The organism is Burkholderia sp. Ac-20353, assembly GCF_017104785.1.
In the GTDB taxonomy this organism is placed as follows: domain Bacteria; phylum Pseudomonadota; class Gammaproteobacteria; order Burkholderiales; family Burkholderiaceae; genus Burkholderia.
In genome coordinates, this window is sequence record NZ_JAAGPL010000015.1 from 1 (window position 1) to 14,566 (window position 14,566).

13 protein-coding genes are annotated in these 14,566 nt (G+C 67.0%); 6 read left to right on the forward strand and 7 right to left on the reverse strand.

Features of this window, described 5'->3' with window-relative positions; genetic code table 11:
• From G3N94_RS07360 to G3N94_RS07380, 5 genes are all read right to left on the reverse strand, one after another.
• The coding region (locus tag G3N94_RS07360; RefSeq protein ID WP_205791572.1) for a polysaccharide biosynthesis tyrosine autokinase at positions 1-2,075 on the reverse strand (2,075 nt) is incomplete at its 3' end.
• Positions 2,072-2,617, reverse strand: a complete 546-nt coding sequence (locus G3N94_RS07365; RefSeq protein WP_205791574.1) for a low molecular weight protein-tyrosine-phosphatase — start codon at positions 2,615-2,617, stop codon at positions 2,072-2,074. The genes G3N94_RS07360 and G3N94_RS07365, both read right to left, overlap by 4 nt.
• Positions 2,614-3,771: a polysaccharide biosynthesis/export family protein gene (locus G3N94_RS07370; protein WP_205791575.1), complete on the reverse strand. Its 1,158-nt coding sequence runs from the start codon at positions 3,769-3,771 to the stop codon at positions 2,614-2,616. The genes G3N94_RS07365 and G3N94_RS07370 overlap by 4 nt, the downstream gene beginning before the upstream one ends.
• A 51-nt stretch (positions 3,772-3,822) precedes the next feature.
• Positions 3,823-5,241, reverse strand: coding sequence for an undecaprenyl-phosphate glucose phosphotransferase (locus tag G3N94_RS07375; RefSeq protein WP_205791576.1), 1,419 nt, complete (start codon positions 5,239-5,241; stop codon positions 3,823-3,825).
• A gap of 458 nt (positions 5,242-5,699) precedes the next feature.
• The gene (locus tag G3N94_RS07380) at positions 5,700-6,716 is read right to left on the reverse strand and encodes a 1-aminocyclopropane-1-carboxylate deaminase (protein WP_205791577.1); all 1,017 of its coding nucleotides are present in this window, start codon (positions 6,714-6,716) and stop codon (positions 5,700-5,702) included.
• Between the two features lie 206 nt (positions 6,717-6,922).
• Here G3N94_RS07380 and G3N94_RS07385 point away from each other — a divergent pair, with 206 nt between their 5' ends.
• From G3N94_RS07385 to G3N94_RS07410, 6 genes are all read left to right on the forward strand, one after another.
• Complete coding sequence (locus G3N94_RS07385; protein ID WP_205791578.1) at positions 6,923-7,423, forward strand: Lrp/AsnC family transcriptional regulator; 501 nt, start codon at positions 6,923-6,925, stop codon at positions 7,421-7,423.
• Positions 7,424-7,677: 254 nt separating this feature from the next.
• Positions 7,678-8,385, forward strand: coding sequence for a haloacid dehalogenase type II (locus tag G3N94_RS07390; RefSeq protein ID WP_241021664.1), 708 nt, complete (start codon positions 7,678-7,680; stop codon positions 8,383-8,385).
• Between the two features lie 800 nt (positions 8,386-9,185).
• Positions 9,186-10,202, forward strand: a complete 1,017-nt coding sequence (locus G3N94_RS07395) for a hypothetical protein (RefSeq protein ID WP_346778664.1) — start codon at positions 9,186-9,188, stop codon at positions 10,200-10,202.
• Positions 10,203-10,362: 160 nt separating this feature from the next.
• Positions 10,363-10,872, forward strand: a complete 510-nt coding sequence (locus G3N94_RS42255; RefSeq protein ID WP_346778665.1) for a hypothetical protein — start codon at positions 10,363-10,365, stop codon at positions 10,870-10,872.
• Positions 10,873-10,875: 3 nt separating this feature from the next.
• A complete protein-coding gene (locus G3N94_RS07405; protein WP_205791583.1) occupies positions 10,876-11,568 on the forward strand; it encodes a cysteine peptidase family C39 domain-containing protein in 693 nt (230 codons plus the stop codon).
• Positions 11,569-11,576: 8 nt separating this feature from the next.
• On the forward strand, positions 11,577-12,191 hold the full coding sequence (locus tag G3N94_RS07410) for a hypothetical protein (protein WP_205791585.1): 615 nt from the start codon (positions 11,577-11,579) through the stop codon (positions 12,189-12,191).
• Positions 12,192-12,250: 59 nt separating this feature from the next.
• Here the strand turns inward: G3N94_RS07410 and G3N94_RS07415 are convergent, their stop codons facing one another.
• Positions 12,251-13,657, reverse strand: a complete 1,407-nt coding sequence (locus G3N94_RS07415) for an acetate kinase (RefSeq protein WP_205791587.1) — start codon at positions 13,655-13,657, stop codon at positions 12,251-12,253.
• Between the two features lie 365 nt (positions 13,658-14,022).
• Positions 14,023-14,505 carry a VOC family protein gene (locus G3N94_RS07420; RefSeq protein WP_205791588.1) on the reverse strand — a complete coding sequence of 161 codons (483 nt, stop codon included), beginning with the start codon at positions 14,503-14,505 and terminating at the stop codon, positions 14,023-14,025.
• Between the last annotated feature and the right edge of the window lie 61 nt (positions 14,506-14,566).

A 14,566-nucleotide genomic window follows, 5' to 3' on the forward strand; every position in this document is an offset into this window, starting at 1 on the left:
CGGGCACCGTCCTGCTCGTCGCGCGCGACGAGCAGGACGGTGCCCGCATGGCGGCCCAGCACGACGGCGTCGGTTACCGCGAGGATCGGCGCGGAATCGATCACGACGGCGTCATAGCGTGCCGACAGCGGGTCGAGCACCGCGGCGATGCGCGCATCGACCAGCAGCTCGGCGGGATTCGGCGGCAGCGCGCCGGTCGCGATGAAGTCGAGATTCGGGACGACGGTCGCGTGGATCGCCTCGTCCGGCGACGCCGCGCCCGCCACCAGTTCCGCGAAGCCGCGCTCGCGCATCACGCCGAAATAGTCATGCAGATGACCCTTGCGCAGATCGCCGTCGACGAGCAGCACCCGCATGCCGTTCGCGGCGAGCAACGCCGCGAAGTTCGCGGACACGAACGACTTGCCCGCGCCCGGCACGGGCCCGCTCAGCAGCAGCACGTTGTTGCGCGCGCCCTGCATCGCGAAGTGCAGCGCCGTGCGGAGGCTGCGCAGGCTTTCGACCGCCGGTTCATGCGGATGACGCGCGCTCAGCAGGTGCGGCCCCCGCGCACGCGCGGCCATCTGCCGGACCATCTCCCGCTGCCCCGGGGAATCCGGAATCGTCGCGTAGACGCTCAGGCCGAGGTGCTGCTCGATTTCGTCGGCGCTGCCGACGCCGCCGAACAGGAAGTCGCGCGCGAACGCGAGCGCGGTGCCGAGCAGCAGGCCGAGCAGTGCGGCCGCGCCGATCACGGCCGGCCGGTTCGGGCGCACCGGATCCTCCGGAACGATCGGTGCGTCGACGAGACGCACGCTGCCGGTCTTGCCCGCCTTGACGAGTTCGAGCTGCTGCGCATTCGCGAGCAGCGCGGTATAGAGGTCGGTGTCGACCTTCACGTCGAGCATCAGCCGCACCGCATCCTGCTGGAGGTCGGGCAGGCGCTTGACGTCGCGCTCGAACGCCTGCTGCTGGCGCTCGAGCGTCGCGATCTGCGCGCCGAGCGCGGCCATGTCGGGGTGACCGGGCGCGAAGCGCGCCGCCATCTCGTCGCGTTTCTGCCGGAGTTCCAGCAGGCGTGTTTTCGCGTCGGCGGTCTGCTGCAGGATCAGCTTCGATTCTTCCGTCAGGTCGACCGTGCCGTTCGCGTTGCGCATGTCGGTGTAGCGCTGTTCGGCGTCCTGCAGCTGCTTCTTCAGCACCGGCAGCTGCTTGGTGAGGAATGCGAGCGACTGCGCCGCATCGGCGGACTTGCGCTCGATGTTCTGGCGGATGTAGTGGTTCGCGATCTCGCGCAACTCGGCCTGCACGCGCTGCGGATCGGGGCCGCGCAGCGTCGCGACGATCACGCCGGACTGCTTGACCTTCTCCTGCACGTCGAGCGCGCGGCGCAGCGTGTCGATCGTCTCCGCGCGGGAATGGCGCACGAGCGTGAAGCGCGTGCCCGGGTGCGCATCGATCCGCGTGACGTCGATGTCGATCGGGCCGTATGCCGTTTCAAATCGCTCCGCGCGGCCGACGTGCCCGGTGACGGACGCGGGCAGGTCGGAGCCCGACAGCCGGTAGCGGCCGCCGTCGAGCAGCGTCAGGTCGAAGCGGTCGCCTTCGAGCGGCCTCGGCACGTCGAAGCGCGCGAGTTCGGCGCGCTCGTCGCCCCACGCATAGCCGCCGATGCCGAGCACGCCCGGGCGGGTGATGCCGGTGTTGAAACGCGAAATGAAATCGCCGACAACCGGAAAGCGCTGCGGCTGCACGACGATGTAGCTGCGCAGCGTGTCGACCGCGCGCGTGACGACGAGCCGCGACGCGAGGATCTGCGCTTCGGCGGCCGCGGTCGACTTCACGTCGAACAGCGACGACACGTCGCCGAGCAGGCTTTTCGCGGCGGACGCGTCGCCGCTGTCCTCGACCTGCACCAGGATGTCGGCCTGATACAGCGGATGGCTGAGGAACGCGTACAGCGTGCCGGCGCCGACGCACGCGGCGGTAACGAGCGCGATCAGCCAGCGATGGGAGACGAGCGTGTCGACCGCCGCGGCGAGACTGATCTCGTCGGGGCGCTCGCGGTCGCGTTGAGGGGGTTGGATTGATGTCATCGGCTCAGTCCGGAAGAGGGGCGTGAAGGGGAAGGCGGCAGCGGGTCGCGTTGTGGCGATGCGGCAGGCGTCTGCGCGCCGGCCGGCTTGATGCGCACGCACCAGCAGTCGATCGCGTGCTCGATGAGCGCGAGGCTGTGCTCGAACGCGGCGCGTACGCCGAGGTATGGATCCGGCACGTCGAAGCCGGTGTGCGTACCGTTCGGCGCGGGGCAAGCGTCGCCAAGCCGGAAGACCCGGCCGCACAACGCCGGATCGCGGCGCTCGAGATACCGCTTCTGCTCGCGATCCATCGTGAGGATCAGGTCGGCGCGCGTGCACAGCCACGCAGGAAGCTGACGCGCGCGATGCGCGCTGATGTCGAGGCCGCGCTCGCGCATCAGCGCGACCGCGTGCGGATCGGCCGGATGTCCGTCGAGCGCGCCGATCCCGGCCGACTGCAAGTCGACACCCGGCAGGCGGGCGCGAAGCAGTGCTTCCGCCATCGGGCTGCGGCAGACGTTGCCGACGCACACGACGAGCAGCGTGGCCACCGCGATCATTTGACGGCGAGCGCCGCGGCGGCGCTGGTGTTGACGCCCGGCAGCAGCAGGCTCAGCACGCGGCTGAAGCGCACGAGGCCGTTGCCGTCGACGTACACGATGTCCTTCGGCTGCAGCTCGAACTCGTTGGCGAGCACCATCGACACCGGCGAGCGCGCGTCGAGATGGAACACCTGCGGCGTGTCCGTCTGCGAGCCGCGAATCACGAACATCTGGGCGGCGTCGGCGGTATTCGCGTTCACGCTGCCGGCCTGCGACAGCGCGTCGGACAGCGTCAGCCTGCCGTCGCGCAGCGGCAGCGCGAGCGACGGCTTGTTGACTTCGCCCATCACGTACACGCCGTAATCGTTGCGGGCCGGCACATGCAGCAGATCGCCGGCCGCAAGCACGATGTCCGCGGGGTTTCGGCCATGGCGCAGCAGCTGCGTCAGGTCGAGCGGATGGGACACGCCGCCGCGCACGAGCGTCAGGCGGCTCTGGTCCGCGGACGGATTCATGCCGCCGGCGCGGCCGAGCGCTTCGTAGAGCGTCATCGGCACATCGTTCACGGGCTGGCCGCCCGGCGTGTGCACTTCGCCGTCGATATAGACCTGCTTGGAACGGAACGACGCGACGCGCAGCGTGACTTGCGGATCGCGATAGACGTGCGCGAGCGCGGCGGCGACGCGTGCCTGCGCGGCGTCGGTGGTCAGGCCCGCGACCGGCACGGCGCCCGCGAACGGAAATGACACACGGCCTTTCTGGTCGACGACGAAGCCCGCAACGGGATCGGCGGCGCGCGGTGTGTTCGGCGGCGCGGCGCCTTGCGCTGCCGCGAGTTCGGGGTGGTCCCAGACGGTGATCTGCAACACGTCGCCGGCGCCGATCCGGTACGCGGCGGGCCGCGCGGCAAGCAGGCTTGCCTGCGCGGCCTGCTGCTCGTCGGCCTGTGCCTTCAGCGTGCGGACCAGCGCTGCGTCGATCGTCTCGATCCGGTAGCGCGGTGGTTCGCCGTCCGGTTGCGCACCTGCCGCGGACGGCGGCTGCGGATCGCTCATCCGCATGCCGGGGGCGATCGCGCACGCGGAAAGCGTGACGCTGAGCGCGGCCGTCAGCAGCAGGCGGGCGCCAACGGGGCGCGTGTTTCCGATCCGCTCGGTTACGGCGGTTTTCATATGTAGTCCTCTATGTGATCCGGCTTCGCGTAGCGTGACACCGCTGGCGCGTCAGTACGCGTTGCTGTTGGTCCAGCCGTGCGTGACGGTGGCCACGACGATGCGCATGTCGAGTGCGAACGACCAGTTGCGCAGGTAATAGAGATCCGCTTCGACGCGGCGCCGCATCTTCTCGACGCGATCGGTTTCGCCGCGCAGCCCGTTGATCTGCGCCCAGCCGGTGATGCCGGGTTTCACGCGGTAGCGGTGGATGTAGCCGTCTACGATCGGCTGGTACAGGTCGTCGTGTTCGATCGCGTGCGGACGCGGCCCGACCACGGACATCTCGCCGCGCAGCACGTTGATGAACTGTGGCAGCTCGTCGAGGCTCGTGCGGCGCAGGAACGCGCCGATGCGCGTCACGCGCGGGTCGTCCCGCGTCGCTTGGCGCACCGCGCCGTCGGCGTCCGCATGCAGCCGCATGGTCCTGAACTTGTAGATCGTGAACACCTTGCCGTCCGCGCCCTTGCGACGCTGGCGAAACAGCACCGGCCCCGGCGACGAAAGCCGGATCGTGACGGCGATCGCGAGCAGCAGCGGCGCGGTTCCGATGAGCGCGGCCGCCGCGAACGCGCGGTCGAACAGCGCTTTCTGCACTCGTGCGCGCGACGACAGCGGCGACGCGACCAGATTGATCGCCGGGGTGCCGACGAGATCGATCATCTCGCCGTCGAACATCGCGAGCGTGCTGATGTCCGGCATGAAGCGGATATTCACGAGATCGTGGCTGAACGCGTCGCGTACGGCGACGACGGCGCGCGTGTCGGCGATCGGCAGCGCGACCCACACTTCCGGAATCGCGTGTGCGCGCACGTGCGACGCGAACGCGCCGAGTTCATCGAAGCGCGGGAGGCCGCGGTGATCGTCGGGCGCACCCGGATTCGACATGTCGAGCACGGTGACCGCACGAAAGCCGGGAGACGGCGACCGGGCGATCCGGTCGAGAACGGCGTCGACGTGCGTGCCCATGCCGACGATCGCGACCGGGCAGTCGCGCTCGCTTGCGTTGCCGAGGCGGTCGAATATCGTGCCCGCGACGAGCCGCGACACGATGAGGGCGGCGCTGCTCGCCAACGCCCAGCACAGATGCCAGTCCGTCGGAACGGACAGCGTGTGATACGGCGCGAGCATCACGAGCGCCGCGCAGGCCTGCGCGACGATCCACGCAATGCACGTGCGGCCGGCGACGGAATATTTCGAGCGGTCGCGCGTTGTGCGATAGACGCCGAAGGTCGGAAACAGCACCATCGCGAACGTTGCCGCCGACGCGACGAGTGCCACCTCGGCGGATGGATGGTCGCCGCCGTGCGGCAGAACCATGGTCGTGACCAGCGCGCTGAAAGCAATCAGTGTGACGTCCGACATACGCGCAAGCAGCCCTGCGGCTGCTGACGGCGTGCGCGCGCGCCGGTCAAAGAGTGCCGTATGCATATACCCATTTCCATGCTGTTTTAAATGACGTTGCGTTCTTCGCTTCGCACGACGCACGACGAACCGCACACCGATGAACACGGTGCGCCGCTGCCGATTCCGATTTCGTGGAATGTCAGACGAATGGATGGAACGCGCTCTGCCTGATCGGGAGATCGTTTGCGCCGCGCGTGCAACTTTTAAATACGGAAAGATGCGTGTGGAGGTGGAGATGCGATGCGGCGATCAACGAAACCCACATCGATTTTCGGGAAATGGAGCGGTGATTTAAATCGGACAAGTACGAAGTTTCGGATGAACTCTTTGAGGCTTGTACGAAATTTTTAAACTTCGTTGAGACGCGCGTCATGATCGAACAGGAGGGGGCGATCAAACGGGAAGGTGACGATCGAATAACAGGACAAGGCTCGCGGCATGCGAGCCTTGTCGAGCCGAAACGGGCATGCCGCAACCGCGCATCACCCGTCGCGAAAGATGAAGCTGTACGCGCTCAACGCGGGCGCGCCACCCAGGTGCGCATACAGCACCTTCGAGCCGGGCTCGAATTCGCCGCGCCGCACCTTGTCGATCATCCCGTGCATCGACTTGCCTTCGTAGACGGGGTCGGTCAGCACGCCTTCGAGCCGCGCGCACAGCCGGATCGCTTCGAGCGTGCCTTCGTTCGGCAGTCCGTATTCGGGGCCGCCGTAGCGCGTATCGAGGATCACGTCCTGCTCGGTGATCGCGCGCCCGAGTTCCACGAGCTCCGCGGTATGGCGTGCGATCCGCGTGATCTGTTCATGCGTCTTCCCGGGCTTCGCGGACGCATCGATGCCGATCACACGATCCGCGCGCCCGTCGGCCGCGAAGCCGACGACCATCCCCGCCTGCGTGCTGCCCGTTACCGAACACACGACGATGTAGTCGAATTTGAAACCGAGCTGCGCTTCCTGTGCGCGCACTTCGTCGGCGAAGCCGACGAAGCCAAGCCCGCCGAGCGGATGTTCCGAGCAGCCGGCCGGAATCGGATAAGGCTTGCCGCCCGCCTGCCGCACGCTTTCGAGCGCGTCCTCCCAGCTGCGGCGGATGCCGATGTCGAAGCCGTCCGGCACGAGCCGAACGTCCGCGCCCATGATGCGCGACAGTTCGATGTTGCCGACGCGGTCGTAGACGGCGTCGTAGTAGTTCACCCAGTTCTCCTGAACGAGCACGCACTTCATGCCGAGATGCGCGGCGACGGCCGCGACCTGGCGCGTCTGGTTCGACTGGATGCCGCCGATGGACACCAGCGTGTCGGCGCCCTGCGCGAGCGCGTCGGGAATCAGGTATTCGAGCTTGCGCGTCTTGTTGCCGCCGAACGCGAGGCCGCTGTTGCAGTCCTCGCGCTTCGCGTACAGCTCGACCTTGCCGCCGAGATGCGCACTCAGGCGCTTGAGCGGCTGGATCGGCGTCGGGCCGAAGGTCAGCGGATAGCGGGGGAAGCGTTGCAGGTTCATCGATTGTCTCCGGAAAGGGCTGCGTAGACGTGAAAGCGTGACGGGATCGCGTCGGCCGACACCGGGCGCCGGGCCGTGACGCGATGAAAAAATGATAGGCACGCACGCTCGAAATGAGCTTGCGAAATAAATCCGGCCGTCCTACGTTTATGACGAAATCATCGACGAGCAAGCAACCGGTGTTCGCCGAAAAGGAGACAGACGCAATGAAATTAGGCAAGCGATCGGCATCCGCGCCGGATGCCGCGCCGGTGCTGGATCGCATCGATCGCGCGATCCTGCGGCAATTGCAGCAGGACGCGTCGATCTCGAACGTCGCGCTCGCCGCGAAGGTGAAGCTGAGCGCGCCCGCGTGCCTGCGCCGCGTCGAGCGGCTCAAGGAGATGGGGCTGATTCGCGGGATCGTCGCGCTGCTCGAGCCGAAGGCGCTCGGCGCGGGGATGCTGGTCGTGATCGGCTTCGTGCTCGACCGCTCGACGCCGGAAGCGTTCGCCGCGTTCGAGAAGGCCGCGCAGAAGGTGTCCGGCTGCGTCGAATGCCACGTCGTGACCGGCGAGTTCGATTACTTCATGCTGGTGCGCACGCGCGACAGCGAGAGCTTCAACCGGCTGCATGCGGAGCAGTTGCTGTATCTGCCCGGCGTGCGGCAGGTGCGCAGTTTCATGGTGCTGAAGGAGATCCTGTCGACGCATGCGTTGCCGGTGTAGCGAGGGCTGGCAGCCGATTGCCGGTGGGAGACGACACGCGAACGGCACGCCGCAGGCGGAACTGCTTGCGCGGCGCACGGCATGCGAACCGTCGAACTGGAATTCGGTCTCGGCCGGTAATTCACGCGGAATGCTTGACGCTGTCGAACGTAGCTGGATGATGCGTGTGACTCAGGGTTTCGGCGCGGAGTCGGGTGCACTGCATGCCGATAGCGCCGTCATCGCACTTCCACTCACACCGGGCGAGGCAACGGATGAACACCGTTCAGGCATTGATTTTCGACGTACAGGGCACGGCCACCGATTTCCGCACGACGGTCGGCGCGGCGGCCCGCGAGATCGCGGGCGATCGCGCGCCCGATACAGACTGGGGACGTTTCGTCGACGACTGGCGCGGTCGCTATCGCCCCGCGCTCGACGCGATCCTGTCCGGCGCGCAGCCTTGGTCGTCCGTCGACCGGATCTATCGGCACGCGCTCGATCAGGTGATCGATGCGTACGGCCTGAGCTTCCTGACCAGCGACGAACGCGAGCACCTCAACTTCGCGTGGCAGACGATCGAGCCCTGGCCAGATACGGTCGACGGCCTGTCGCGGCTCAAGCGCAGGTTCAAGCTCGCGACGCTGTCGAACGCGGACGTGAGCGCCGTCGTCAACATCTCGAAGCGCGGCGGATTGCCGTGGGACGCGATCTTCGCGGCGGAGATGGCCGGCACGTTCAAGCCCGATCCGCGCACGTACCGGATGGCGCTGCGCTATCTGGGCGTGGACGCCGGCGACGCGATGATGGTCGCGTGCCACAAGTACGACCTTCACGCTGCGCGCACGCTCGGCATGAAGACCGCGTTCGTCGCGCGGCCGCTGGAATTCGGCCCCGGAGGCGCAGTCGATACGGCGTTCGAGGACGCCTTCGACATCAATGCGCATGACCTGATCGATCTCGCCGCGCAGCTCGGTTGCTGAGCGGTCGCGGCGGCGGCGCGAATCCCCATCCCATATGAACCGACCTGCGCCCGCAAAGGCCGACGCGAACGGCATCCGGCAAGCACCAGCCGCGTGATCATCGTTGATACGTTTCCGAATGGCCCCCGCGGACGGCCTTTGCCTCCTCTGCGGAAAGAATCCGGCCCGATCTCCTTGTCCGATATGCGTCAGCGATCGAGATCGAATATCCGGTCAGGCCGGATGGCCCGCGGGCGGCGATTGACGATGCCAGAAGTGAAACGTTTTGCGTTCGTCATTCCGTCATTCGAAAAATCGAGCAGGTGTCTGAATCCAAAAGGGTTTTCCCCGATATTTAGGGGAAACCCCGGTGTCGTGCCGGGCGGTGCGTTTCAAAACTGAATCAAAAAACGCGCGCCGCAATCGGCCGGGTCGGATCGTTTTGCGCGAAAAAACGATATTTCTCTTTGCATTCAGTCGCTTGCAGCCTTGGCATCGCCGATGCGTGACGGGTGACGGATTGGCTCAGTCGGCCAAGCCGTCCCTTGTTAACGCAGGAGGATTTCATGCGCAAAACTTTATTGGCGTCTGCTGCAGTCCTCGCCCTAGGATTCAGCGGCTACGCAGCGGCGAACCCATGTGCTGATGGCAGCAGGACATGCGATCAGTCATCCCGTAGCGGATCGAATAGCATTTCAAACTCAGTCAGCTCGACGCAAACCAGTGCAAGCGGGTCGAACGCGAACGAGATCTCGGCGCCTGTCTCCCAGGATGCTTACAACAACACGAAAGTCGTCGCGCTCAGCAGGCTCAGCGGAACCGTGAGCGGCGTCAGCGTCTGGAACATCGGCAACCAGGCAGGCAACTCGGGTAGCGCTGCTGGCGGAAGCGGTGGCAGCGGCGGCAGCGGGGTAGGCCTTGGCGGCACTGGCGGAAAAGGTGGTAAAGGCGCGGTCGGCGCCGTTGGCGGCGCTGGCGGCGCTGGCGGCAGCGGCGGCAAATCGACAAACGGTAGCGCCACGGCGGGCAACGCCAGTAATGGCAACGCGACGGCTGGCAACGGGACTGGCGGCGCGGGTGGCGCTGGCGGCGCGCCGAGTGCCAACGGCGGACAAGGCGGTAATGGCAACGCCGCCGGCGGCTATGGTTCCGGCCAGGGTGGCGGCGCGGTCGCAGCTTCGGTCGGTGTGGGCGGCGACGGCAAGGGCACTGGCAAGGGCTGGGGCACCGGCTCGGGCAGCAGCAGTGCTGGCGGGGTCGGCGTAACGACTAACGGTGACGGAGCCGTGTCGGCATCGAGCGGCGCAGGCACCGGCACGGGTACGGGCACCGGCACCGGCGGGGGAAGCGGCACCGGCGGCCAAGGGTCGTCTGGTACGGCTTCAGCGTCCGGTGGTAACGGCTCGGGCACGGGCGGTACGGCTGGCTCGGCGGGTGGTATGGGCGGCACCGCGGCGGCCGTCGCGGGCAACGGCGGCGGCGGCGGCACGGGCACGGGCGGCGGTGCAGCGACCTCCCCTGCTTCGACGTCGGCCAGCAACGGCAGCTCGACGGCAGGCAACGGCGCGGTTGGCGCGGCAGGCGGCTCGGGCGGCTCGGGCGGCTCGGGCGGCACCGGTGGCGTCGGGGGCAGCGGTGTTGGTATCGGCGCAGCTGGCGGTGCGGGCGGCGGTGGCGGATCCAACTCGGTCAACGCGGGTACGTTCGACATGGCCAACACGATGACAAGCGTCGGCGCGGCCGCAGCGGGCATCATGATCGCCAACCAGAACAGCGGTATGGCGTCGCTCGTGCAGCAGGCGGTCACCGTGCAGTCGCAACTGACCGTCGGGCACTAGAGCAGCCGGTCGGCAAAGGTCGATCGTTCGATCGCCGGACGGACAGGCACATCGGCGACGGCGAGCTGGCCGAAAGGCCGCCTTGCCGTCGCCGGCGGATTGCCGCCCTATCTCCGTATGCCGACGATCACGCAGATTCCGCTCCCTGCGCGTCGGGTTCGTGCAAGCCGCCGCGGGGTCCAAGGAGACAACCATGCGAACGCGTAACGCATTGTCGCTGGTGTTATTGCCTGCTGTGCTGTTGACGGGCCTGGCCGCTCAGGCAGCGCCTGACGAGCCTCGATCGATTGACTCGGATGCCGCCGTCACGGCTGCATCGAATGCCAACCCTCCCGCACCGGCTGCGCCCGCGGACGGCGCCGCACCCGCTACGGCTGCGGTCGTCGCTCGGCCTGCCGCAGGCGCCGCGACCGGACGCGAAGACAGCTTCGGCGTCGCGATGACGCCCGACCAGCTCGACGCGCACCGCGGCGGCGATGCGCTGATCGGCCAGAACTTTCTGAACGGCACGGTTTCCGACAACGTCGCGAACCGGGTGTCGACGGGCTCGAATTCGATTGCCGACGGCTCGTTCGCCAATTCGAGCGGCCTGCCGACGGTCATCCAGAATACCGGCGCCAATGTGCTGATTCAGAACGCGACGGTACTCAACGTGCACTTCGGGAACTGAGCGATGCGACACCTCGCTGCGGTGTGGATGGCGGCACTCGCGTGCGCGCTGGGCGGCCCGGCCGCGCAGGCGGACGAGATGACCGTCGTCGATCCGGCAGGCGCCGGTTACGCGATGCATGTCACGAGTCTCAAGGAGGCGCGTTTCAAGCGCACCGTGAAGCAGCAGTACGACTTCAGCTGCGGGTCGGCCGCCGTCGCGACGCTGCTGACTTATCAGTATGACTATCCGATGACCGAGCAGATGGCCTTCGCGCAGATGTGGGAGAACGGCAACCAGGAGAAGATCCGCCACGAGGGCTTCTCGTTGCTCGACATCCGGCGATTTCTCGAAGCGCGCGGCTTTGTCGCGGACGGCTACGAACTGCCGCTGCAGACGCTTGCGAAGACGCATACGCCGGCGATCGTGCTGATCACCGAGCATGGCTATCACCATTTTGTCGTCGTGAAGGGGCTGCGCAACGGGCGTGTGCTGGTCGGCGATCCGGCCAACGGCACGCGGCCGATGTCGCAGGCAAGTTTCGAGCAGAAATGGGAAGACCATGTGATCTTCGTGATCCACAACAAGCCGCAGCTCGCGGTGTTCAACGATCCGCGCGACTGGCGCGTCGCGCCGAGCGCGCCGCTTTACACCGGGATCAACCGCGATGGCCTTTACAACGTCGTGATTCCGAAGCACGGCCCGAGCGACTTCTGAGGTCAGCCATGAGATCAGCAACCGCAAAGATAGCCGGCATCGCCGCGATTGCATGCGGCGCAATGGCGTCCGCGGGCGCGGTGGCGATGCAGGACGGATCGCCGGCCGCGAGCGTCGAACCTGCGGTGCAGGCGAGCGATGCCGTGTCGGCCTGCGACACGCAGGCCGGCGCCGACGTCGCACAGGACGACCGGAACTGGCAGCCGGCAGGCGGCGCGCTCGCGCTCAGCGACGCGCGCCTCGACGCGATGCGCGGCGGCTTCGACCTGCCGGGCGGCTTGAAGGTGTCGTTCGGCGTGTCGCGCGTCGCGTTCGTGAACGGCAATCTGGTTACGTCGACCAGCTTCAACATTCCGGACGTCAGTCAGATCACCGCGCAACAGGCGCAGGCGCTGGCGGCCGCGAACGCGGGCGCGCTGATCCAGGTCGGCCCCGGCAACGCTGCGCAGCCCGGCGTGCTGCCGGCGCTGACCGGCGCGGTGATCCAGAACACGCTGAACAACCAGCATATCCAGACGCTGACGACGATCAACACGACCGTCAACACGCTGCCGATGTTCAAGAACCTGAACATCATGTCGACGCTCAACAACGCGCTGCTCGGCGTGCTGCCGGGCCGGTGAGCGGGCAGGTCGCGGGCATTGGCGCGCGCCGGGGGCAACGCCCGGCGCCCGGAACGCGCTCAGAACGCGATCGGCATGCGCAGCGTCATCACGACGTCCGGCGTGTCGCGCGTGAGCCCCGCGCCGATCGACAGGTTCAGCGTGGTCTTCGGCGACAGCCGGTACGAGTAGCCGACGAGCAGCGTGCCGAGGATCACGCGCACGGAACCGGGCACCGTCTCGCCGTTCTGTTGCGTCGGCAGCACGATGCTCTGGTCGTAGCCGAGGCTGACCGAGGCCTTCTCGTTCAGCGCGAGGCCCATGCCGATGTTGAAGCCCCAGATGTCGCCGGGCTGCACGCTGCCGATGAAATCCTTCTGTCCATTGCGGATCGTCAGGCTCAGGTTGTCGCGGCCGAAGCTGTGCAGGTAGCTGACGTTGCCGAAGAACACCACCGGGTCGGACGGGAACAGCCACGTGAGGCCCGGCTGGATCGCATAGAAGCCGGAGCCGGTCGGCTGCTCGAGCGGCAGGCCCGTGCCGGTGGCATTGCCGACGCAGCGCGTGACGCAATCGGTGACGACGTCGAACGGGCTCTTGCCGGTGGCCGTCTTGAAGCGGAGCCAGCCGATGTAGTAGAACTTGTCGGGGCCGCCGGTGTTGAACTGGTAGCGCAGCGTCATCTCGACGTCGCCGATGTTGTGGCCGTGGCTGTTGAACGCATTGTCCTGCGCGGTACCCGTGAAGATCTCGCGGCTGACCGTGTCGGTCGTCGAGTACACGTACGGCACGCGGACTTCGAATTCCATCCGGTTGGTGATCCCGTAGCGCGCCGCGACCGCAGCCGTCAGTACGGTCGTCTTGACTTCCCGCACGTCGATCAGGCCAATTAGCAGCGCGGGGATGATCGTATAGCCGACGAGCGCGACGCGGTCCGACGACGAATAGCTGAACTGGAACGACGGCTCGATCACGAACTTGTGTTTCGGCGTCAGTACGCCGGGCTGATCGAAGATCGGCGCGACGGGCGGCGGCGCGGTTTCCGGCACGGGCGCCTGGCCGACCGGCTGCGCGGGAGACGGGGCGGCCGCGGAGGCGGGTTGTGCCGTGCTGCCGGTCGCGCCACCTGCCGCTCCGGCGGCCGGTGCTTCGGTGGCGGGTGCTCCGGTGCTTGCGGCTCCGGGCTCGGCGGCGGTATCGGCCTGCTGCACGGTGCCGCCGGCATCGCCGGTGCCGGCGCCGCGCTTGTTCGCGAGTTCGCGCGAGTCCAGCGCCCGGCTCAGGCGGGCGAGATTCGTTTCTTCTTCGGCGAGCCTGCGCTTGAGCGCATCGAGTTCCTTCAGGTGGTGGTCGACTTCCTGGCGCAGCGCGGAGATGTTCTCCTGCGTCGACTGGGCATCCAGCGACTGCGCCTGTGCTTCGGCTTGAAACAGCAGCACGGTTGCGTAGGTGATGGCACGGATGTGGCGAAAAGGCATGCGCTTCACGGTGCGTCTCCAAGATCAGGCTTGCAGATCCACCCCCGATGCACTCCGACAGCAGGCTCGCGCGCGTCGCACGCGGGCCGATGTCTGTCGCGCGGCATCGATGCGCGCCCGGCGGCGCGCAATGATCCACCGGCTGCGAGGCCGCGCGCCGACACTGGATTGTCATGTCCGCAACGTCACCACAACGACTCAATCGCGCCTGCCGAACAACACGCTGCAGATTTCACGAGGCTAGTTCAGGCGGGCTTCCAAAGCCAACCAGACAAACCCTTGCCTGCGTATGGCGCGCGATACGGGATGTGCTGATTCGCGGGGGCTTTCGGGAAAACTGGATGCACGTTTCGCGCCTGTGGCGCGTAGTGTTTTCAGGTGTCCGTGCCCGTCGCCCCCGCATAGGCGGATTTCAGCGCGGCGACGTCGAACTTCGTCATTTGCATCATCGTGTTGGCGACGCGCCCGGCCTTGACCGGGTCGGGGTCGGCCATCATCGCGATGAGATCGTCCGGCACGATCTGCCATGACACGCCGAAGCGGTCCCGCAGCCAGCCGCAGCTGTCGGTCGAACCACCGCCTTCGAGCAGCGCGCTCCAGTAGCGGTCGAGTTCCGCCTGATCGCGACAGTTGACCATCAGCGAGATCGCGTGATTGAACGACTCGGCCCGTTCGGCGCTCATCGCGATGAACGGCTGCCCGAAGAGCACGAACTCGACGACCTTGGTCGAACCGGCGCTCGGCACCGGCGTGACGCGAATCACGCGCGAGTCGGGGAAGATGCCCGCATAAAAAGTTGCGGCCTCCTCGGCTTGCGTGGCGTACCAGAGAAACGGCGTGATCTTCTGAATCGACATGGCAAATCTCCTGTCAGGGTTGGCCAGATGCCGCGACGAACTGCATGCCGCGATGGATACG